The sequence below is a fragment of the Burkholderia sp. ZZQ-2 genome (assembly GCF_050768715.1).
GTDB lineage: Bacteria > Pseudomonadota > Gammaproteobacteria > Burkholderiales > Burkholderiaceae > Burkholderia > Burkholderia cepacia.
Window position 1 is genome coordinate 91,450 of sequence record NZ_LDVA01000115.1, and the last position, 20,487, is coordinate 111,936.

Sequence of the window (20,487 nt, forward strand, 5' to 3'; positions counted from 1 at the left end):
CGGCCAAGGCGGCGCACGAAACGGAGCCATGATACCGAAACTACCTTAAGGCTCCGTGAAAAAACGTAACGCTCCGCCGCCCCGGCACGCATCCGCCGCCTCGCTATAATTCGGCCATGTCCGAAATCACCGAAACGGCCGCGGGCGACACGCCCGCCCCTGCTCCGCGCCCGCTGCGCGCGATCCAGCCCCTGCCCGACCAGCTGATCAGCCAGATCGCCGCCGGCGAGGTCGTCGAACGTCCGGCGTCGGTCGTCAAGGAGCTGCTCGAGAACGCAATGGACGCCGGCGCCACGACGCTGCGCATCGTGCTGGAAGAAGGCGGCGTCAAGCGCATCTCGATCACCGACGACGGCTGCGGGATTCCGCCCGACGAGCTGGCGCTCGCGCTGATGCGCCATGCGACCAGCAAGATCCGCTCGCTCGAGGAGCTCGAGGCGGTCGCCACGCTGGGTTTCCGCGGCGAAGCGCTCGCGTCGATCGCGTCGGTGGCCGAGATGTCGATCACGAGCCGGACGGCCGATGCCGCGCATGCGATGAAGATCGACGCGCAGACGGGCGTGCTGTCGCCCGCCGCCGGTGCGACCGGCACGACGATCGAGGTGCGCGAGCTGTACTTCAACACGCCCGCGCGGCGCAAGTTCCTGAAGAGCGAGCAGACCGAGTTCGGCCACTGCCTGGAAATGATCCGCCGCGCGGCGCTCGCGCGGCCGGACGTCGCGATCTCGGTGCTGCACAACGGCAAGGCCGTCGAGCACTGGAACGCGACCGAGCCCGCGCAGCGCGTCGCGAAGATCCTCGGCGACGGCTTCGCGACCGCGCACCTGCCGCTCGACGAACAGGCCGGCCCGCTCGCCGTCTACGGCTGCGCCGGGCTGCCGACCGCCAGCCGCGGGCGCGCCGACCAGCAGTATTTCTTCGTGAACGGCCGCTTCGTGCGCGACAAGCTGCTGACGCACGCGGTGCGCGCGGCCTATGAGGACGTGCTGCACGGCGATCGCTACCCGTCGTACGTGCTGTTCCTCGACCTGCCGCCGGAAGCCGTCGACGTGAACGTGCATCCGTCGAAGATCGAAGTACGCTTCCGCGATTCGCGCTCGATCCACCAGTACGTGTTCCATGCGGTCCAGCGCGCGCTCGCGCGCCATGCGGGCGCGTCGCCGGAAACCACGGCGGGCGGCCATGCCGCGCATATCGAACCGGCTCCGCGCGGACCGTCGTCGTTCCTGGACACGCCGCTCGGGCAGAGCCAGGGCCACGCGACCGGCGGCATGGGTGGCACGGGCGGCAGCGGCTTCTCGTCGCCGTCGTCCTCGTCGGCAGGCAATACCTGGATGCGCCAGGCGCGAATGACGCAGGGCACGCTGCCCGTCGCGCAGCCGCTCGCGCTCTACGACGCGATGTTCGGCCGCAAGGATAGCGGCGCCGGCACGCCGGACGGCACGACCACCATCGCGCGCGATTCGGCCGATACGCCGCTCGCACCGCTGCCCGGCTTCACCGTATCGCCGATCGCCGCCACCGCGCACGACGAGCAGCCGCTCGGCTTCGCGCTCGGCCAGATCCACGGTATTTACGTGCTCGCGCAGAACGCGCACGGGCTCGTGATCGTCGACATGCACGCGGCACACGAGCGGATCCTGTACGAACAGTTCAAGAACGCGCTCGCCGACCGCTCGGTCGCCGTGCAGGCGCTGCTGCTGCCGATTTCGATGACGGCCACGCCGGTCGAAATCGGCACGGTCGAGGAAGAGCGCGACACGCTCGAATCGCTCGGCTTCGACCTGGCGGTGCTGTCACCGACGACGCTCGCGATCCGCGCGGTGCCGGCGCTGCTGAAGGATGCCGACCTGCAGTCGCTCGCGCGCGCGGTGCTCGCCGACCTGCACGCGTTCGGCGGCTCGCGCGTGCTTACCGAGCGCCAGCACGAGCTGCTCGGCACGCTCGCCTGCCACCACGCGGTGCGCGCGAACCGGCGCCTGACGCTCGACGAGATGAACGCGCTGCTGCGGCAGATGGAGGCGACCGAACGCGCGGACCAGTGCAATCACGGCCGGCCGACGTGGTATCAGCTCACGCTGAACGATCTCGACCGCCTGTTCATGCGCGGACAATGAGCGCTTCAACGCAGTCCTCTCCGACGACGATCGCCTGCCTGCTCGGCCCCACTGCCTCGGGCAAGACGGCCGCGGCGCTGGCACTCGCCGCGCGCCGCCCGATCGAGATCGTCAGCGTCGATTCGGCGCTCGTCTACCGCGACATGGATATCGGCACCGCGAAGCCTTCGCGCGAAGAGCGCGAGAGCGTGCCGCACCATCTGATCGACATCATCGATCCGGCCGACGCGTATTCGGCCGCGAGTTTCCGCGCCGACACGCTGCGCCTGATCGGCGAGATCGCCGCGCGCGGCCGCACGCCGCTGCTCGCGGGCGGCACGATGCTCTACTACAAGGCACTGACGCAGGGGCTCAACGACCTGCCCGGCGCCGATCCGGACGTGCGTGCGACCCTCGATGCGGAAGCCGCACGCGATGGCTGGCCCGCCCTGCACGCGCGACTCGCGCAGGTCGATCCCGACACGGCCGCGCGGCTCGCGCCGAACGATTCGCAACGGATCCAGCGGGCGCTCGAAGTGTTCATGCTGAGTGGGCAGCCGATGTCGGTGCTGCTCGCCGCCCCGCGACGCAGTGACGATGCGGCCGCCGCTTACCGCTTCGTGCCGGTCGCGCTCGAACCGTCCGATCGCGCGGTACTGCACGCACGGATCGCGCAGCGCTTCGATGCGATGCTCGACGCGGGATTCATCGACGAAGTCGAGCGGCTGCGCCGTCGCGAGGATCTCCATCCCGACCTGCCGTCGATGCGCTGCGTCGGCTACCGGCAGGCATGGGAATTCCTCGACGGCGACACCGACTACCGGACGATGCGCGACAAGGGCATCTTCGCGACGCGCCAGCTCTGCAAGCGCCAGATCACCTGGCTGCGCGCGATGCCGGAGCGGATCGTCATCGACTGCATCGCGCCGGACGCCACGGCCCGCGCGCTCGACGCGCTCGAACGCGTGCTCGACGGCGGCACGCCGGCCTGACCGTCAGCCGCGCGCGCGTGCTGCCAGGCGCGCGCGGGCGCCGTCGACGATCAGCGCGACGCCGCGCTCGAACGCTTCGTCGCCGCCGCGCGCGCGCAGCGCGGCCCAGCCCTTTGCGAGCAACGGATACTCGGCCGCGTCCGGCAGCGGCGCATCGGCCTCGCCTTCGGGTTCCGCCTGTTCCTCCAGCACCCATCCAACCACGAAGCGGCCCAGCGCATACATCAGGTCGACCGCCTCGTCCGGCGCGAAACCCGCTTCGCCGAGCAGCGCGACCTTGCGTTCGATCGAGCTGAAATGCAGCGCCCGCGGCCGCGTACCGGCATGCAGGCGCGCGCCGTCGCGATAGGCCAGCAGCGCGCGGCGGAAACTGCGCGCGTTGTCGAGAAGCCACGCATCCCACGCCTCGCCCGGCCGCGGCAGCGACGCATCGTGCCGCTCGAGCATGATCGCCTCGGCCATCGCGTCGAGCAGTTCAGCCTTGTTCCGGAAATGCCAGTAAAGCGTCGGCGACTGCACGCCGAGCCGCTCGGCGAGCCGCCGCGTCGACAGCCCATCGATGCCGACTTCATCGAGCAGGTCGAGCGCCGCGCGCAGTACCGTGTCGCGCGTCAGCCGCGCCCCTGTGTCCTTCATCTCTATCACCGATAGGGAAAGCTGTAGAATAATCGCCACTCTATCACCGATAGAGTTACACCCTTGAATCCGTCCCTGATTGCCATTCTGGCCACGGTCCTGCTCGACGCGATCGGCGTCGGGATCGTGATGCCGATCCTCCCCGGGCTCCTGCGCTCGCTCGCCGATGCGGGCAGCACCGACACCCACTACGGGATCCTGCTCGCGCTCTACGCGTTCGCGCAGTTCCTGTGTGCGCCGCTGCTCGGCGCGCTGAGCGACCGCTTCGGCCGCCGGCCCGTCCTGCTCGTGTCGCTCGCGGGCGCCGCGCTCGACTACCTGCTGATGGCGCTCGCGCCGACGCTCGCCTGGCTCTACGTCGGGCGGCTGATCGCGGGCATCACCGGCGCGAACGTCGCGGTCGCGACTGCGTACGTCACCGACGTCACGGCCGAACCCGACCGCGCGCGACGCTTCGGCCAGCTCGGCGCGATGATGGGCATCGGCTTCATCGCGGGCCCGTTGATCGGCGGCCTGCTCGGCGCGCTGCATGTGCGCGCGCCGTTCGTCGCGGCCGCCGTGCTCAACGCGCTCAACCTCGTGCTCGTCTGGCGCGCGCTACCGGAATCGCGGCCGCGTTCGGCCCGCGAAGGTCGGGCGGCCGGCGCGCTCAACCCGTTCGCCAGCCTGCGCCGGCTGACCGGCTCACCGGCGCTCGTGCCGCTGATCGGCATTTACGTGATCGTGGCGCTGGTGTCGCAGGCGCCCGCCACGCTGTGGATCCTGTACGGCCAGGAACATTTCGGGTGGTCGACACCGATCGCGGGGCTGTCGCTGGCGGGCTACGGTGCGTGTCACGCGCTCGCGCAGGCTTTCGCGATCGGGCCGCTGATCGCGCGGCTCGGCGAGCGCCGCGCGCTCGCACTGGGCCTCGCGGGCGACGCGCTCGGGCTCGTGGCGATTGCGTTCGCGACCGCCGCGTGGGTGCCGTTCGCGCTGCTGCCGCTGTTCGCGGCGGGCGGCATGACGCTGCCGGCGCTGCAGGCGATGCTCGCGCGGCAGGTCGACGATGCGCGCCAGGGTGAATTGCAAGGCGCGCTCGCGAGCGTGGCGAGCCTGATCGGTGTCGCGGGGCCGCTGGTCGTCACCGCAACCTATGCGGCGACACGCGCGACTTGGCCGGGGCTCGTCTGGGCCGCGGCCGCGCTGCTTTATCTGCTCGTCCCGCCGTTGCTGGCCGGTGCCCGGCCAGCGGGCGCAGCGCGGCCGTCCGCCTGAGCGCCGGCCGGCACCGTCACGCCCGCCGCCGTGCTCAATGCGCGAGCGTCACGAGATTCGCGTCGCGGACGAGCTGCCAGCGGCCGTCGGCCTTGCGGAAGATCGTCAGCGTATGGCCCGAACGGCGGATCGTCTCGCCGCCCGGCGGAGTCGCCTCAATCTCGATGAAATTGCGCATGTACGCCCAGTCGCCCAGCACGCGCAGTTCGTCGATCCGGTAACGGCCGTCGATCGTCGGCGCGGGCCCGCCCCCGGCGTTCGCGTCACGCGATGCGGCCGCAAACGCCGCCTTGTCGAACGGCGGCCTGCCGGCCACCATGAAGATCGCGTCGTCGGCGATCAGATCGAGCACGGTCGCCAGGTCGCCGCGGCGGCTCGATACGAACCAGTTGTCCACGAGTTCACGGATCGCGCGTTCGTCTTCGGTCATCGTCGCTCCTCCTTCATCGGCGCGCGCCCGTACGCCGCGCGGCGCCCGAAAAAAAAGCCGCCCGGATCGACTCCGGGCGGCTTTCCTTGCTGCATCTGCTGCGGCCGTGCGTCAGACCACGACGGTCTGCGCCTCGCCTTCGCGGGTCGCACGCACGGTGCCGATCTTCCACACCTGTTCGCCGGCGGCGGTCAGGTCGGCGATCGCTGCGTCGGCATCGGCCGCCGAAACGATCACGGCCATGCCGATCCCGCAGTTGAACACGCGGTGCATTTCCGCGTCGGCGACGCCGCCGTGCTCCTGCAGCCACTTGAACAGCGGCGGCAGCGGCCACGCGTTCTGGTCGAGCTCGGCGGTGAGGCCTTCGCGCAGCACGCGCGGAATGTTCTCGACGAGGCCGCCGCCGGTGATGTGCGCCATGCCCTTCACCGACAGCTTCTGCATCAGCGCGAGCAGCGGCTTCACGTAGATGCGCGTGGGTGCCATCAGCGCGTCGGCGAGCGAGCGGCCGTGGAAATCGGCCGACAGGTCGGGGTTCGCGCGCTCGATGATCTTGCGCACGAGCGAGAAACCGTTCGAGTGGATGCCGCTCGATGCGAGGCCCAGCACCACGTCGCCCTCGGCGATCGTGCTGCCGTCGATGATCTTGCTCTTCTCGACCGCGCCGACCGCGAAGCCGGCCAGGTCGTATTCGCCGTCCGGGTACATGCCCGGCATTTCGGCCGTTTCGCCGCCGATCAGCGCGCAGCCGGACAGTTCGCAACCCTGCGCGATGCCCTTGACGACCGTTGCCGCGGTATCGACGTCGAGCTTGCCGCACGCGAAGTAGTCGAGGAAGAACAGCGGCTCGGCGCCCTGCACGAGGATGTCGTTCACGCTCATCGCGACGAGATCCTGGCCGACGGTGTCGTGTTTGTTCAGATGAAAGGCCAGCTTGAGCTTGGTGCCCACGCCGTCGGTGCCCGACACGAGCACGGGCTCCTTGTACTTCTTCGGTACTTCGAACAGCGCGCCGAACCCGCCGATGCCGCCGAGCACGCCGTCGCGCAGGGTTTTCTTCGCAAAAGGCTTGATCTTGTCGATGAGCGCGTCGCCCGCGTCGATGTCGACGCCTGCGTCGCGATAGGACAGACCTTGGGCGTCGGGAGCGGATTTCGGAGGATTCATGGGGGAATGCGAGAAGGTCGGTAAAATGCGATTTTACCCGAAGCCGGCCCGTTGGCCGGAATTCCCAGCACCGAATCGTCAGGGATTGCATCTTGGTCAACACGTCCCCGTTTTCATCGCCGAGCGAACCGCGCCGAAACCGGCGTGGCGCCGTGCGTGCGGGCGCGCGTGAAGCCCGCGAAGGCGCAGTTCCCGGCGCGTGCCCGGCGTACGGCACGCGTATTTTCAACCGACCCGCATTGTGACTGTTGTGTCCCGTCAACTGACGCTCGATCTCGGCACGCCGCCGCCCGCCACGTTCGACAACTTCATCATGAACGAGGAGAACGACGAGCTCATCTCGCGCCTGCAGAAGCTCGACCTCGCGCTCGCGGCGGGCCCCGTGCCGGACCGGTCGTTCTATATCTGGGGCGAGCCCGGATGCGGCCGCACCCATCTGCTGCAGGCGCTCGTGAGCGACGCCTCGTACGGCTATGCGCGTTATCTCACACCGCAAAGCCCGCTCGGCGCGTTCACGTTCGACCCGCGCATCGGCATCTATGCGATCGACGACTGCGACCGGATGAGCGACACCCAGCAGGTCGCGCTGTTCAACCTGTTCAACGAAGTGCGCGCGCACCCGTCGAGCGCGTTCGTCGCGGCAGGCCCCGCGGCGCCGCTCGCGCTCGACGTGCGCGAGGATCTCCGCACGCGCCTCGGCTGGGGGCTCGTGTTCCACCTATCGCCGCCGTCCGATGCCGGCAAGATCGCCGTGCTCAAGCTCGCGGCGAAGGAACGCGGGATCGCGCTCACCGACGACATCGCCGCCTACCTGCTGACCCATTTCCGCCGCGACATGCCGAGCCTGATGGCGCTGCTCGACGCGCTCGACCGCTTCTCGCTCGAGCAGAAACGCGCCGTCACGCTGCCGTTGCTGCGCCGCATGCTGGCGCGTCCCGGCGACGACATCACCCCACCGGGCACGGGCCCGAACCGCTTCGAGTAAAATGCGCTTCCATGACTAATCTGGCACTCTTTGACCTCGATCACACGCTGATCCCGACCGATAGCGACCACGAATGGGGCCGCTTCATGGTGAAGCTCGGCATCGTCGACGCGGAAAGCTTCTCGCGTCAGAACGACCAGTTCTTCGCCGACTACAAGGCCGGCAAGCTCGACATCCACGCGTACCTCACGGCAATGCTCACGCCGCTCGCGAAGTATTCGCGTGCGCAGCTCGCGCAATGGCACGAGCAGTACATGCACGAGGTGATCCGGCCCGCAATGACGCCCGCCGCGCTCGAACTCGTGCGCAAGCACCTCGATGCGGGCGACCTGTGCTGCGTCGTGACGGCGACCAACGAATTCATCACGCGCCCGATCGCCACCGCGTTCGGCGTCGACAAGCTGATCGCCTGCGAGGTCGAGACGACCGACGGGCATCCCGACTCGCCGTACACGGGCCGGCCGACCGGCACGCCGAGCTATCGCGAAGGCAAGATCGTGCGGACCGAAGCGTGGCTCGCGTCGCTCGGCAAGCAATGGAGCGACTTCACGCACACCTACTTCTACAGCGACTCGCACAACGACATCCCGTTGCTCGAGAAAGTCACCGACCCGATCGCGACCAACCCTGACGACACGCTGCGCGCGCATGCAAGCAACCGCGGCTGGCGCATCCTCGATCTCTTCTGAACGTCGTGATCAAAAAATTCATTCGTAAACTGCTCGGCCAGGACGAAACCGAGCAAACCTCTCCCGCAGCGGCCCCGGCCGACGAAGCGGCCCCTGCTACCCCGCGTGCCCCGAAAGGCGCCCGCGGCGGCACGAAAAAGCCGCGCAGCAACCATGAGCCGACCGTCGTGCCGGCCAGCGTGCACGGCATCAACCCGGCACTGATCTCGAAGAATGCCGTGCGCGTGACCGACACGCTGCAGCAGGCGGGCTTCCGCGCCTTCATCGTCGGCGGTGCGGTACGCGACCTGCTGCTCGGCATCGCGCCGAAGGACTTCGACGTCGCGACCGATGCGACGCCGACCGAAGTTCAGCGCCTGTTCCGCCGCGCGCGCCTGATCGGCCGCCGCTTCCAGATCGTCCACGTGCAGTTCGGCCAGGAGCTGATCGAGGTGTCGACGTTCCGCGCGCTGGTCGATGCGCCGCCCGAGGCGGCCGCTGCCGAGCCGCCGAAGCGCCTGAAGCGCGACGAACTCGATCGCCGCACCCATGCGGTCGACGCGAGCGGCCGCGTGCTGCGCGACAACGTGTGGGGCGAGCAGCACGAAGACGCCGCACGCCGCGACTTCACGATCAACGCGATGTACTACGACCCGTCGACGCAGACGGTGCTCGACTACCACGACGGGATGGCCGACGTGCGCGCCCGCCTGTTGCGGATGATCGGCGATCCGGCCACGCGCTTCCGCGAGGATCCGGTGCGGATGCTGCGCGTCGTGCGCTTCGCGGCGAAGCTCGGTTTCGAGATCGAGCCGCACACGCGCGAGCCGATCAACGCGCTCGCCGACCTGATCAACAACGTGCCGGCCGCGCGCCTGTTCGACGAAATGCTGAAGCTGCTGCTGTCGGGCCACGCGCTCGCGTGCCTGAAGCAGCTGCGCAAGGAAGGCCTGCACCACGGGCTGCTGCCGCTGCTCGACGTCGTGCTCGAACAGCCGCAGGGCGAAAAGTTCATCACGCTCGCGCTGAACAACACCGACGCGCGCGTGCGCGCCGGCAAGACGGTATCGCCGGGCTTCCTGTTCGCGACGCTGCTGTGGCACGACATGCGCCAGCGCTTCGAGCAATACACGGCCGAAGGCGAAATCCCGGTGCCGGCGCTCCATCGCGCGATGGACGACGTGCTCGACATGCAGACCGAGAAACTCGCGATCCACAAGCGCTACTCGGCCGACATGCGCGAGATCTGGGGCCTGCAGCTGCGCCTCGAGAAACGCTCGGGCCGCAGCGCGATGAGGCTGCTGGAACACCAAAGGTTTAGAGCGGGGTATGATTTCCTCCTGTTACGCTGCGAATCCGGCGAGCTCGATGCGGAAGTCGGACAGTGGTGGACGGATTTCATCGAAGGCGACGCAGCCGCTCGCGAGGCATTGCTCACGCAGGGCGGCTCGAAGGAAAAATCGCCCCGCAAGCGGCGCCGCCGCGGCGGTGCGCGAAACCGCAAGCCGGGTGAAGGTGCCGCCGAGCAGGCACCGGACACCTCGGGCGGTTCCGACGACTGACGCGCACGACGGCGAACGACGTAGGAAGTGATGCCATGACGGTTGCATATATCGGACTGGGGGCGAATCTCGGCGATGCGCGCCAGACCCTGAAGGACGCGGTGGTGTGCCTCGCGCAGCAGCGCACCATCTCGATCCTCGGCAAATCGAGCCTGTATCGCACGGCGCCCTTCGAAGCGGGCGGCGACGACTACTACAACTGCGTCGTCAAGCTCGACACGACGCTGTCGGCGCGCGAGCTGCTCGCGCTCTGCCAGAAGATCGAACATCACTTCGGCCGCGAGCGCCCGTATCGCAACGCGCCGCGCACGCTCGACCTCGACATCCTGCTGTTCGGCGCCGACTCGATCGACGAACCCGACCTGATCGTCCCGCACCCGCGCCTCACCGATCGCGCGTTCGCGCTCGTGCCGCTCGTGGAGATCGAGCCCGCACTCGACATTCCCGCGCGCGGCCGTGCCGATACCTTCCTCGCCGCCGTCGCGGATCAGCGCGTCGAGAAGGTGCAGACCTGCCAGTGCCTGATGCAGAAGGCGCTCGCCGCCAGCGCAGACGCCGACAAGAACCGCTGCCGATGACCCCGACACCCCTCACCGTCACTGCGCCCGACCTGCGCGCCCCGCACCGCTATCTCGTGATCGAAGGCCCGATCGGCGTCGGCAAGACGACGCTGGCGCGCCTGCTCGCCGAACGCTGGTCGATGCAGACGCTGCTCGAGCGCCCGCAGGACAACCCGTTCCTCGAACGCTTCTATCGCGATACCGCGCGCTACGCGCTGCCCGTGCAGCTGTCGTTCGCGCTGCAGCGTGCGCAGCAGGCACGCGAGCTGATCGGTGCGCTCGAAACGGGCCGCCCGGTCATCGCCGATTTCATGCCGCAGAAAAACGACATCTTCGCGCGGCTGAACCTGCCGGAAGACGAATGGCAGCTCTACCGTTCGGTCGCCACGCACGTGGACGTGCCGCAGGCGCCGTCGCCCGACCTCGTCGTCTACCTGCAGGCAAGCCCCGAAGTGCTGTTCTCGCGCATCCAGAAGCGCGGGCTGCCAATGGAGCTGCAGATCAGCGACGCGTACCTGCGCTCGCTCGTCGACGCGTACAACGAATTCTTCTACCACTACGACCGCACGCCGGTGCTGACGGTCGCCGCGGAACACCTGAACCCGCAGGATTCCCCCGAAGATCTCGCCCTGCTGGTCGAGCGCATCGAGACGATGCGCGGCCGCAAGGAATTCTTCGTCAAGGGCGAGACGACGCGCTGACGCGTCCTCGCCTGTCGTTCCTCATCCATTCGAACCGGATTTCCCATGACCTATCTCCAGGAATCGAGCCGGCCTGCCGTCACGGTGCCCAAGCTGCAGGCAATGCGCGTCGCCGGCGAGAAGATCGCGATGCTCACCTGCTACGACGCGAGCTTTGCCGCCCTGCTCGACCGTTCGGGCGTCGACGTGCTGCTGATCGGCGATTCGCTCGGCAACGTGCTGCAGGGCCAATCGACCACGCTGCCCGTCTCGCTCGACGACATCGCGTATCACACCGCCTGTGTCGCCCGCGCGCAGCCGCGCGCGCTGGTCGTCGCCGATCTGCCGTTCGGCACGTACGGTACGCCGGCCGAGGCGTTCGCGAGTGCCGTCAAGCTGATGCGTGCCGGCGCGCAGATGGTCAAGCTCGAAGGCGGCGAATGGCTCGCCGAGACGATCCGCTTCCTCGTCGAGCGCGCGGTGCCCGTATGCGCGCACGTGGGTCTCACGCCGCAATCGGTGCACGCGTTCGGCGGCTTCAAGGTGCAAGGCAAGACCGAAGCCGGTGCTGCCCAGTTGCTGCGCGACGCGCGCGCGATCGAGGATGCGGGCGCGCAGCTCGTCGTGCTCGAAGCCGTGCCGACGCTCGTCGCCTCCGAAGTCACGCACATGCTCAAGATTCCGACGATCGGCATCGGGGCGGGCGTCGACTGCTCGGGCCAGGTGCTCGTGCTGCACGACATGCTCGGCGTGTTCCCCGGCAAGCGGCCGCGCTTCGTGAAGGATTTCATGCAGGGTCAGCCGAACATCCAGGCGGCCGTCGAAGCGTACGTGCACGCGGTGAAGGATGGTTCGTTCCCTGGGCCGGAACATTCGTTCTGACGTCCGAGGCGGGCCTGCGGCGCGTGCGCCGGTGCCTCGATGTAAAAAAAGCGCGGCGCCCTTTGCGGGGCACCGCGCTTTTTCTTTCATACGCTGCAAGTTGCTGGCTGCCGGTTACTTCAGTACCGCGTCGAGCGCGCCGCGCAGCGCGTTGGTCAGCAGCAGCGCCTCCGCACGCGCGAGATCGTCGCGGGTCACAACCCGCTCCGTCGCGCCGAACACGCGATCGTCGAGCAACACGCCACGCATCACCCCCGGCAGCACGCCGGATTCGAGCGGCGGCGTTACCCACTGGCCGTCAAGCTTCACGAACACGTTCGAGCGCCCGCCTTCCGTCACCTCGCCGCGCTCGTTGACGAACAGCATGTCGAAGCACCCGAGCGCCTCCGCCGCCTGCCACGCGCGATCGTATTCGGCGCGGCGCGTCGTCTTGTGCAGCAGCAGCGCATCGCTCGCACGGGTCGATGCGAAGCCGTGCGCGGACGCCAGCAACACGCCGACCGGCCCCGCCGGCAACGGCTTGAGCGGTGCCGCGACGATCTCGATCGTGCCGTCCTTCGCGAGCGCGAGCTTCATCCGGTAGATGTCGTCGCCGTCGAGCGCTGCGCAGCGCGCGTCGATCTCGCGGCGTAGCGCCTCGGGGTCGAAGCGGAAGCCGAACGCATCCGCGCTACGCTGCAGCCGCGCGAGATGACGATCGAGGTGCCGGATGCCGTCCGCACGCGTGGCGGCGGTCGTTTCGAACAGCTGGAAGCCGGGATCGGCATCCGTCAGGAATCGTGCTTTCAATTCGCACTCCGCATATTCGTCGGCCGCGACACTGTCGAGCACGATGCCCGCGCCGACCCCCATCGTGCCACGGCGCCGGCCGGCGATTGGCGTTGCCGGATTGCGTGATTCGGCACCGGTCGCACCTTCACCGGTAGCATCGAGCGTCAGCGTCCGGATCGCGACCGACAGGCAAAAATCGCCACAACCGGCCAGGCGCTCACCCGGCGCGTCGGAGTCGGCGCCTTGCTTCGCGGCGTCAAGCCAGCCGATCGCGCCCGTATAGAGGCCGCGCGGTGTCGACTCGATCGCATCGATCAACTGCATCGTCTTGTACTTCGGCGCGCCCGTGATCGATCCGCACGGAAACAGCGCACGCAGCATCTGCGCGAACGTCGTCCCTTCGCGCCAGCCGGCCTCGACCGTCGACGTCATCTGCCACACCGACGCATACGGCTCGACGGAGAACAGCGCCGGCACGCGAACCGTCCCGGTGCGCGCGATCCGCGATACGTCGTTGCGCAGCAGGTCGACGATCATCACGTTTTCCGCGCGGTTCTTCGGATCGTTCGCGAGGAACGCGGCCGCCGCCGCATCGTCGCGAGGGTCGGCCGAACGGGGTGCGGTGCCCTTCATCGGCCGCGCGCGCAGCACGTCGCCGTGCTTCTCGACGAACAGCTCGGGCGAACACGACACGACCCACGCACCGTCGGGCAACGCGACCAGCGCGCCGTAGCGCACCGGCTGGCGCGCACGCAGCCGCCGGTACAGCGCGAGCGGCGTGCCGAACACGTCGAAGTTCAGCCGGTACGTGTAGTTGACCTGATACGAATCGCCCGCACGCAGCGCGTCGTGCACCGCGGCGATCGCCGCATCGAACGCATCGCGCGACACGCTCTTCGCGACATGCGCGACACCCGCGATCGACGGCGCGTCGCTGCCGCCGTCCTGCTGCGCGAGCCACGCGTCGACTTCGTCGCGCGACAGGCGTTCGCAGCGCGCATACAGCAAAAAGCGCAGCGGGGCATGGCCCGGCTGCGCTTTTTGCAGGTTGCGTCCGAATTCGTAATCGCCGACGACGACCGCATGCAGCCCGTCGCGCAGGTCCTGCGCCACCGCCGCATCGACTGCGTCGAGCCGCGCCGGATCCGTGCACACGCGTTCGCGCACGAATCCCGAATACAAACGACTCGACCGCGCGGACGCGGTCGAGTCGCAATCGTCCAAGAGCGCGAACGACGCGCTCTCGTTGCCTTCAGTCATGCTGTTACTCGAGTTACTCGAAGAAGCTCTTCACACGGTCGAACCAGCTCTTGCTCTGCGGGCTGTGACGCGCGCCGCCCTCGGCCAGCGACTTCTCGAACTGCTTGAGCAGGTCGCGCTGGTTGTCGGTCAGCTTCACGGGCGTCTCGACCTGCACGTGCACGTACAGATCGCCCGCGATGCTCGAACGCAGCCCCTTGATGCCCTTGCCGCGCAGCCGGAACGTCTTGCCCGACTGCGTGCCTTCCGGCACCGGGAACGATGCACGGCCGGCCAGCGTCGGCACCTCGATCTCGCCGCCGAGCGCGGCGGTCGTGAACGGGATCGGCATCTGGCAGTGGAGATCGTCGCCGTCGCGCTCGAACACCGAGTGCGGCTTGATGTGGATCTCGACGTACAGGTCGCCCGGCGGCCCGCCGTTGATGCCCGGCTCGCCGTTGCCGGCCGAGCGGATGCGCATCCCGTCGTCGATCCCGGCCGGGATCTTCACTTCGAGCGTCTTGGTTTCCTTCACCTTGCCCGACCCGTGGCAATGCACGCACGGCTCGGGGATGTAGGTGCCCGTGCCGTGGCACTTCGGGCAGGTCTGCTGGATGCTGAAGAAGCCCTGCGACATGCGCACCGTGCCCTGGCCATGACAGGTCGGGCAGGTTTCCGGCTTCGTGCCGGGCTTCGCACCCGACCCGTGGCAGACCTCGCACGACACCCAGCTCGGCACGCGGATCTGCGTGTCGTAGCCGTGGGCGGCCTGCTCGAGCGTGATTTCCATGCTGTAGCGCAGGTCGGCACCGCGATACACCTGCGGGCCGCCACGGCCGCCGCGCGCGGCGCCGCCCGCGGCCTGGCCGAAGATGTCGCCGAAGATGTCGCCGAACGCATCCGCGAAGCCGCCGAAGCCCTGTGCGCCCGCACCGCCCATGTTCGGATCGACGCCCGCATGGCCGTACTGGTCGTACGCGGCCCGCTTCTGGCTGTCCGAGAGCATTTCGTAGGCTTCCTTCACCTCCTTGAAATGCTCTTCCGCATCCTTGTTGTCCGGATTGCGGTCAGGGTGATACTTCATCGCAAGCTTGCGATATGCCTTCTTGATTTCGTCGTCGCTCGCATTCTTCGCGACGCCCAGAACCTCGTAGTAATCCCGTTTCGCCATATCGATTCACTGTGCCGCCACGCATCGCGCACGCGGCGGCTCCTTTCGCCCGCAGTAAAGTCTCTCGACTCGTCTGGCGCTGCGCCCGTCCGCGGACGGCTCGTGCAGCACCCGCCAAAAAACAAATGTGCCCGGAGGGCCGCAAAGCCCGCCAGGCGTGGAGTCGATCCGGCCATCCGGAAGGAAAGACAGACCGCTTGTCAGCCAGCCCGTCAGCCGCGCCGCGCGCGTGTTGCGCGCGCGGCGTGCGGCACCGGGGCAACCCGGCTTAGTCCTTCTTCACTTCCTTGAACTCGGCGTCGACGACATCGTCGGCAGCCTGTTGCGCGCCGCCCGCGTGGGCCGCACCTTCCGCTGCACCCGCTGCGCCGGCCGCACCCGCTTGCTGGGCCTGCATGTCGGCGTACATCTTTTCGCCGAGCTTCTGCGAAACCTTGCCGAGTTCCTCGACCTTCGCGTCGATCGCAGCCTTGTCGGCCGACGTGTCCTTCAGCACTTCCTCGAGCGACTTCAGCGACGCTTCGATCGCTTCCTTCTCGCCCGCGTCCAGCTTGTCGCCGTACTCGGTCAGCGCCTTCTTCGTGCTGTGGACCAGCGCATCGCCCTGGTTGCGCGAATCGGCCAGCTCGCGCAGCTTGTGATCTTCCGCTGCGTTCGCTTCCGCGTCCTTGATCATCTGGTCGATTTCAGCCTCGGACAGACCCGAGTTCGCCTTGATCGTGATCTTGTTTTCCTTGCCGGTCGCCTTGTCCTTCGCGCCGACGTGCAGGATGCCGTTCGCGTCGATGTCGAAGGTCACTTCGATCTGCGGCACGCCACGCGGTGCGGGCGGGATGCCTTCGAGGTTGAACTCGCCGAGCAGCTTGTTGCCGGCTGCCATTTCGCGTTCGCCCTGGAACACCTTGATCGTCACGGCGCCCTGGTTGTCGTCCGCCGTCGAATACACTTGCGCGTGCTTCGTCGGGATCGTCGTGTTCTTGCTGATCATCTTCGTCATCACGCCGCCGAGCGTCTCGATGCCGAGCGACAGCGGGGTCACGTCGAGCAGCAGCACGTCCTTGCGGTCGCCCGACAGGACCTGGCCCTGGATCGCCGCGCCAACCGCGACGGCTTCGTCCGGGTTCACGTCACGGCGCGGATCCTTGCCGAAGAACTCCTTCACCTTCTCCATGACCTTCGGCATGCGCGTCTGGCCGCCGACCAGGATCACGTCGTCGATGTCCGACACCTTGACGCCTGCGTCCTTGATCGCGATGCGGCACGGTTCGATCGTGCGCTCGACGAGATCTTCCACCAGCGCTTCCAGCTTCGCGCGGGTGATCTTCAGGTTCAAGTGCTTCGGGCCCGACGCGTCCGCCGTGATGTACGGCAGGTTGATTTCGGTCTGCTGGCTCGACGACAGCTCGATCTTCGCCTTTTCAGCGGCTTCCTTCAGGCGCTGCAGTGCGAGCACGTCCTTCGACAGGTCGACGCCCTGCTCCTTCTTGAACTCGCCGATGATGTAATCGATGATGCGCTGGTCGAAGTCTTCGCCGCCGAGGAACGTGTCGCCGTTGGTCGACAGCACTTCGAACTGCATTTCGCCGTCGACGTCCGCGATTTCGATGATCGACACGTCGAACGTACCGCCGCCGAGGTCATACACGGCGATCTTGCGGTCGCCCTTCTCGGCCTTGTCGAGGCCAAACGCGAGCGCGGCTGCGGTCGGCTCGTTGATGATCCGCTTGACTTCGAGGCCCGCGATGCGGCCGGCATCCTTGGTTGCCTGGCGCTGGCTGTCGTTGAAGTACGCCGGCACCGTGATCACGGCTTCCGTGACCGGCTCGCCGAGGTAGTCTTCGGCCGTCTTCTTCATCTTGCGCAGCACTTCCGCCGAAACCTGCGGCGGCGCGAGCTTTTCGCCGTGCGCTTCGACCCATGCATCGCCGTTGTCGGCCTTGATGATGCTGTAAGGCATCAGGCCGATGTCCTTCTGGACTTCCTTCTCTTCGAAGCGGCGGCCGATCAAGCGCTTCACTGCGAACAGCGTGTTCTTCGGGTTGGTCACCGATTGACGCTTGGCCGGCGCGCCGACGAGCACTTCGTTGTCGTCCATGTAGGCGATGATCGACGGCGTGGTGCGCGTGCCTTCCGAGTTCTCGATGACCTTGACCTGGTTGCCTTCCATGATGGCAACGCACGAGTTCGTGGTGCCGAGGTCAATACCGATGATCTTTCCCATTTTTCCTAATCTCCAGAAATGCTTGTTTGCTGCGCAAAACCCCGCGTTTTGGGGCGGTTTCGCGCGCCAGAATTCAACTCTGTTCCCGAAATGCGTCCGGCCGGTCCGTTTTCAAGACCCGCCGAGCGATGCGGATATTAAATTTTTTCAATCGCCGCCGGCTAGGGGATCGCTGCCCGCCGCTGCGATTTTCGCGCGCGCCGCCGACACGGCCGCCTGGAACTGCGCGAGGCCATGCCAGCCCGTCGCGCGGCCGAGCCGCTTGCCGCGGTGGAAGAAGAACCACGTCGGCACACCGTGCAGCCCGAAGCGGCGCCCCAGCTGGTGGTGTTCGTACACGTTGCAATGGAACCACTTCAAGCCCAGCGCGCGGATGGCGTCGGGCTGGGCGAGCATCGCCTTCTTCGCGATCTCGCAGTTGAAGCAGTCGACGCCCCAGAAGAACACCACCGCAAGCGCGTCCCCCGCGCCGTCGATCGCCGCGTCGAACGTGCCGGCGTCCAGCGCCTGCATGTCGAACGCGTCAAATGCGGCCGGATCGACGCCGGCGGGCACCATCGCGACGCCCTTACTTCGGCTGCGCGACGGTGACGAGCGCCGGACGCAGCACGCGGTCGGCGATCGTGTAACCCTTCTGCAGCACCGTGACGACGGTGTTCGGCTCCTGCTCGGCCGGCACCATCGAGATCGCCTGGTGCTGGTGCGGATCGAACTTCTCGCCGACCGGGTTGATCGCGACGACGCGGCCCTTCTCGAGTGCGCTCGTCAGCTGGCGCAGCGTCAGTTCGACGCCTTCGCGCACCTTCGCGATGTCGCCGGACGTGTCGTTGACGGCTGCTTCCAGGCTGTCCAGCACGGGCAGCAGGTGCTCCGCGAAGCTCTCGATCGCGAACTTGTGCGCCTTCGAGACGTCGTCCTGCGCGCGGCGGCGGACGTTCTCGGTCTCGGCCTTCGCCCGCAGGTAGCTCTCCTGCAGCTCGGCGACCTTGGCTTGAGCCTCCGCGAGCGCCGCGTCGGCTGCTTCGGCGGCGGGAGCAGCGCCTTGCGCCGCCTGCTTCTCGCTGCCGATATCTTCGGCCGATTGGGTAGACGGGTTCTCTTGCGTGTTTTCCATGTCGCTGAAAGTCGATTAGAGGTTGAAGCCAAATCGGCAACCGCCGGACCGTATACCCGGCGGCACCGCACATTGCTGGTGCAAATAAGGGTGAAAACTGCGATTTCAAGAGGGTTATTCGCCGGCATTCTCCAATGCCGCGAAACAACCGCGCGTCGCACCGGTGCATCGCACGCATAGTCCGCCAAAGCAGGCGAAACGGGCTGTAACAACGCTTACCTGGCAAGTACTAGCTTGGCACAGTCCCGCTGCACTACACTCCACTCAAGCGTCGGAAAAGCGTGTTTACCCTTAGCTGACCGACGCCTTACAACCACCACCTGGCGCCGTTTTCACCCCTTCTCGAGGGGAGTACCGTGAAACTGACCTTTGCGATATCGGTGGTCGCGCTGGTACTCATTGCCGGCACCACCACCATCTGCCTGTCGGGAGCCGTCACCGACCGCACGACCGAATACGGGAGCGCGCGGGCGACGTTTGACCAGATGTTCAGCTCCCACCAGAAAATCTGTCGATGATGCGCCGGTCGCGCTTCGTCGGCCGGCCGTGCAATTCGGCCGCCGGCTCGCGATACGTGCGGCGCCGCTCCAGTTCGGCGAGCCGTGCGGCCCGCCCCGCTTCCGTTTCCTCGTAAAGCGTCTGCGCGACGCTCGCCGGCCCGCGCACGTCGCACACGCCGAGTACAGCAATGTGCCAGACGATGCCGTCGATCGCAATTTCGACCTCGTCGCCCACGCGCACTTCCTTCGCCGGCTTGACTGCAGCCCCGCCGATCTTCACGTGCCCCTTGTCGACCGCATCGGTCGCAAGCGAGCGCGTCTTGAAGAACCGGGCCGCCCACAGCCATTTGTCGATGCGCAGCTTCGCGCCCGGTTCGGTCGAAATCTTGTAATTCATCGCACCTCACCCACCGTTTCGGGCTGCGCGGCCTTGACCGGCCAGCCCTGCAGATTCTCGGCGACGATCTCGCCGAGCGCGCCGATCCACGCGGGCGCGCCGTTCAGGCACGGAATCCGGTGAAATGCCTTGCCGCCACCGGCGAGGAACTCGTCGCGCACCTCCATGCCGATCTCCTCGATCGTCTCCAGGCAATCGGCCGTGAAACCGGGACAGAACACGTCGGCCCGCTGTACGCCAGCCTCGCCGAACTCGCGCAGCGTCGGCGCGGTATAAGGCTGCAGCCATTCGGCCTTGCCGAAACGCGACTGGAACGTGACGCGGCACTCGGTCGTCGACAACCCGAGCGCGGTCATCAGCAGCGCACCCGTCTGCTGGCACTGGTCGTGATAGGGATCGCCGAGGTCGAGCGTGCGCTTCGGCACGCCGTGAAAGCTCAGCACGAGCTTATCGCCGGCCGCGAAGTCCGGCCGGCCGTGCTGCGCCCAATACTGGCGCACCTGCTCGGCCAGCGCGTGGATATAGGCCGGATGGTCGGCGTAGTGCCGTATCGTGCGCACCTCCGGCTGGTTGCGCATGCGCGAGAGCGCGTCGAATGCGGCGTCGAATGCGGTGGCCGTGGTCGACGCCGAGTATTGCGGATACATCGGCATCAGCAGCACGCGCTCGACGCCGGCGCGCTTGAACTGCGCGAGCGCGTGCGAAATGTTCGGACTGCCGTAGCGCATCGCGTAGTCGACCTGCACGTGATAACCGTTCGACGCGAGCAGGTGCCGCACGCCGTCGGTCTGGCGCACGGTATGCACGCGCAGCGGCGAGCCCTCGGGCATCCAGACGGCCGCGTATTTCTTCGCGGACGCGCGGCCGCGCAGCGGCAGGATCAGCGTGCGCAGCAGCACTTGCCAGACGGCCTGCGGAATCTCGACGACCCGCGGATCCGACAGGAATTCGGCCAGATAGCGCCGCACGGCACGCGGCGTGGGCGCATCGGGCGTGCCGAGATTGATCAGCAGCACGCCGATGCGATGGGCAGCCGCGATACTCGAAGGCGGCTCAAGATCGAAACGCATGGGCAAGAACGTGCTCGGGGCACGGGACCGGACGGCTCTCAATTATAGCGGGCCGCCTCGCGCCGGTCGGCCGGCCGTTCGGCCGACTG

20 protein-coding genes are annotated in these 20,487 nt (G+C 67.5%); 10 read left to right on the forward strand and 10 right to left on the reverse strand.

Translation table 11 applies throughout. From position 1 onward, the window contains the following. Positions 1 to 116 precede the first annotated feature (116 nt). Complete coding sequence (gene mutL / locus ABY44_RS06860; RefSeq protein ID WP_060174579.1) at positions 117 to 2,117, forward strand: DNA mismatch repair endonuclease MutL; 2,001 nt, start codon at positions 117 to 119, stop codon at positions 2,115 to 2,117. Beyond that, complete coding sequence (gene miaA, locus ABY44_RS06865) at positions 2,114 to 3,088, forward strand: tRNA (adenosine(37)-N6)-dimethylallyltransferase MiaA (RefSeq protein WP_060174578.1); 975 nt, start codon at positions 2,114 to 2,116, stop codon at positions 3,086 to 3,088. Before mutL ends, miaA begins: the two co-directional genes overlap by 4 nt. Before the next feature lie 3 nt (positions 3,089 to 3,091). On the opposite strand, the gene tetR is transcribed toward miaA, so the two are convergent. Continuing rightward, complete coding sequence (tetR, locus tag ABY44_RS06870; protein WP_060174577.1) at positions 3,092 to 3,724, reverse strand: tetracycline resistance transcriptional repressor TetR; 633 nt, start codon at positions 3,722 to 3,724, stop codon at positions 3,092 to 3,094. A gap of 63 nt (positions 3,725 to 3,787) precedes the next feature. Between tetR and tet the strand changes: the two genes are divergently transcribed. Then, the gene (tet, locus tag ABY44_RS06875; protein ID WP_063809878.1) at positions 3,788 to 4,981 is read left to right on the forward strand and encodes a Tet(A)/Tet(B)/Tet(C) family tetracycline efflux MFS transporter; all 1,194 of its coding nucleotides are present in this window, start codon (positions 3,788 to 3,790) and stop codon (positions 4,979 to 4,981) included. 34 nt (positions 4,982 to 5,015) lie between these two features. Here the strand turns inward: tet and ABY44_RS06880 are convergent, their stop codons facing one another. Both ABY44_RS06880 and purM read right to left on the reverse strand, forming a co-directional pair. Continuing rightward, positions 5,016 to 5,411 (reverse strand): YybH family protein, encoded by a 396-nt coding sequence (locus ABY44_RS06880; protein WP_027788306.1) that lies wholly within the window; start codon positions 5,409 to 5,411, stop codon positions 5,016 to 5,018. 111 nt (positions 5,412 to 5,522) lie between these two features. Then, positions 5,523 to 6,578: a phosphoribosylformylglycinamidine cyclo-ligase gene (gene purM, locus ABY44_RS06885; RefSeq protein ID WP_006484927.1), complete on the reverse strand. Its 1,056-nt coding sequence runs from the start codon at positions 6,576 to 6,578 to the stop codon at positions 5,523 to 5,525. Between the two features lie 250 nt (positions 6,579 to 6,828). Between purM and hda the strand changes: the two genes are divergently transcribed. The 6 genes from hda to panB are packed head-to-tail and all read left to right on the forward strand — an operon-like array spanning position 6,829 to position 11,915. Further along, complete coding sequence (gene hda, locus ABY44_RS06890) at positions 6,829 to 7,563, forward strand: DnaA regulatory inactivator Hda (RefSeq protein WP_006484992.1); 735 nt, start codon at positions 6,829 to 6,831, stop codon at positions 7,561 to 7,563. Between the two features lie 11 nt (positions 7,564 to 7,574). Then, positions 7,575 to 8,252, forward strand: coding sequence for an HAD family hydrolase (locus tag ABY44_RS06895; RefSeq protein ID WP_060174576.1), 678 nt, complete (start codon positions 7,575 to 7,577; stop codon positions 8,250 to 8,252). A 5-nt stretch (positions 8,253 to 8,257) separates the two neighbouring features. Continuing rightward, on the forward strand, positions 8,258 to 9,793 hold the full coding sequence (pcnB, locus tag ABY44_RS06900) for a polynucleotide adenylyltransferase PcnB (RefSeq protein WP_027788308.1): 1,536 nt from the start codon (positions 8,258 to 8,260) through the stop codon (positions 9,791 to 9,793). 35 nt (positions 9,794 to 9,828) lie between these two features. After that, positions 9,829 to 10,371: a 2-amino-4-hydroxy-6-hydroxymethyldihydropteridine diphosphokinase gene (gene folK / locus ABY44_RS06905; RefSeq protein WP_059698831.1), complete on the forward strand. Its 543-nt coding sequence runs from the start codon at positions 9,829 to 9,831 to the stop codon at positions 10,369 to 10,371. Next, complete coding sequence (locus ABY44_RS06910) at positions 10,368 to 11,054, forward strand: deoxynucleoside kinase (protein ID WP_027788310.1); 687 nt, start codon at positions 10,368 to 10,370, stop codon at positions 11,052 to 11,054. Before folK ends, ABY44_RS06910 begins: the two co-directional genes overlap by 4 nt. A 45-nt stretch (positions 11,055 to 11,099) precedes the next feature. Next, positions 11,100 to 11,915, forward strand: a complete 816-nt coding sequence (panB, locus tag ABY44_RS06915; RefSeq protein ID WP_060174575.1) for a 3-methyl-2-oxobutanoate hydroxymethyltransferase — start codon at positions 11,100 to 11,102, stop codon at positions 11,913 to 11,915. Positions 11,916 to 12,029: 114 nt separating this feature from the next. Here the strand turns inward: panB and ABY44_RS06920 are convergent, their stop codons facing one another. The 5 genes from ABY44_RS06920 to grpE all read right to left on the reverse strand — a co-directional run bounded on the left by ABY44_RS06920 (position 12,030) and on the right by grpE (position 18,431). Further along, entirely contained in the window at positions 12,030 to 13,946 is a 1,917-nt protein-coding gene (locus tag ABY44_RS06920) for a chorismate-binding protein (protein WP_431641023.1), read from the reverse strand. Between the two features lie 13 nt (positions 13,947 to 13,959). Next, positions 13,960 to 15,096: a molecular chaperone DnaJ gene (gene dnaJ / locus ABY44_RS06925; protein ID WP_021162212.1), complete on the reverse strand. Its 1,137-nt coding sequence runs from the start codon at positions 15,094 to 15,096 to the stop codon at positions 13,960 to 13,962. Between the two features lie 268 nt (positions 15,097 to 15,364). Beyond that, positions 15,365 to 17,317 (reverse strand): molecular chaperone DnaK, encoded by a 1,953-nt coding sequence (gene dnaK, locus ABY44_RS06930; protein ID WP_021162213.1) that lies wholly within the window; start codon positions 17,315 to 17,317, stop codon positions 15,365 to 15,367. A gap of 147 nt (positions 17,318 to 17,464) precedes the next feature. After that, positions 17,465 to 17,875: a thioredoxin family protein gene (locus tag ABY44_RS06935; RefSeq protein WP_059528987.1), complete on the reverse strand. Its 411-nt coding sequence runs from the start codon at positions 17,873 to 17,875 to the stop codon at positions 17,465 to 17,467. A gap of 10 nt (positions 17,876 to 17,885) precedes the next feature. Next, on the reverse strand, positions 17,886 to 18,431 hold the full coding sequence (gene grpE, locus ABY44_RS06940) for a nucleotide exchange factor GrpE (RefSeq protein WP_027788315.1): 546 nt from the start codon (positions 18,429 to 18,431) through the stop codon (positions 17,886 to 17,888). 356 nt (positions 18,432 to 18,787) lie between these two features. Here grpE and ABY44_RS06945 point away from each other — a divergent pair, with 356 nt between their 5' ends. Continuing rightward, the gene (locus ABY44_RS06945) at positions 18,788 to 18,949 is read left to right on the forward strand and encodes a hypothetical protein (protein WP_006476841.1); all 162 of its coding nucleotides are present in this window, start codon (positions 18,788 to 18,790) and stop codon (positions 18,947 to 18,949) included. Here ABY44_RS06945 and ABY44_RS06950 read toward each other — a convergent pair. Both ABY44_RS06950 and hemH read right to left on the reverse strand, forming a co-directional pair. Continuing rightward, positions 18,921 to 19,328: an RNA-binding S4 domain-containing protein gene (locus tag ABY44_RS06950; protein ID WP_021162216.1), complete on the reverse strand. Its 408-nt coding sequence runs from the start codon at positions 19,326 to 19,328 to the stop codon at positions 18,921 to 18,923. The two genes, ABY44_RS06945 and ABY44_RS06950, sit on opposite strands and share 29 nt — an antisense overlap. After that, positions 19,325 to 20,398, reverse strand: coding sequence for a ferrochelatase (gene hemH, locus ABY44_RS06955; protein WP_060174573.1), 1,074 nt, complete (start codon positions 20,396 to 20,398; stop codon positions 19,325 to 19,327). The genes ABY44_RS06950 and hemH overlap by 4 nt, the downstream gene beginning before the upstream one ends. Positions 20,399 to 20,487: the final 89 nt, after the last annotated feature.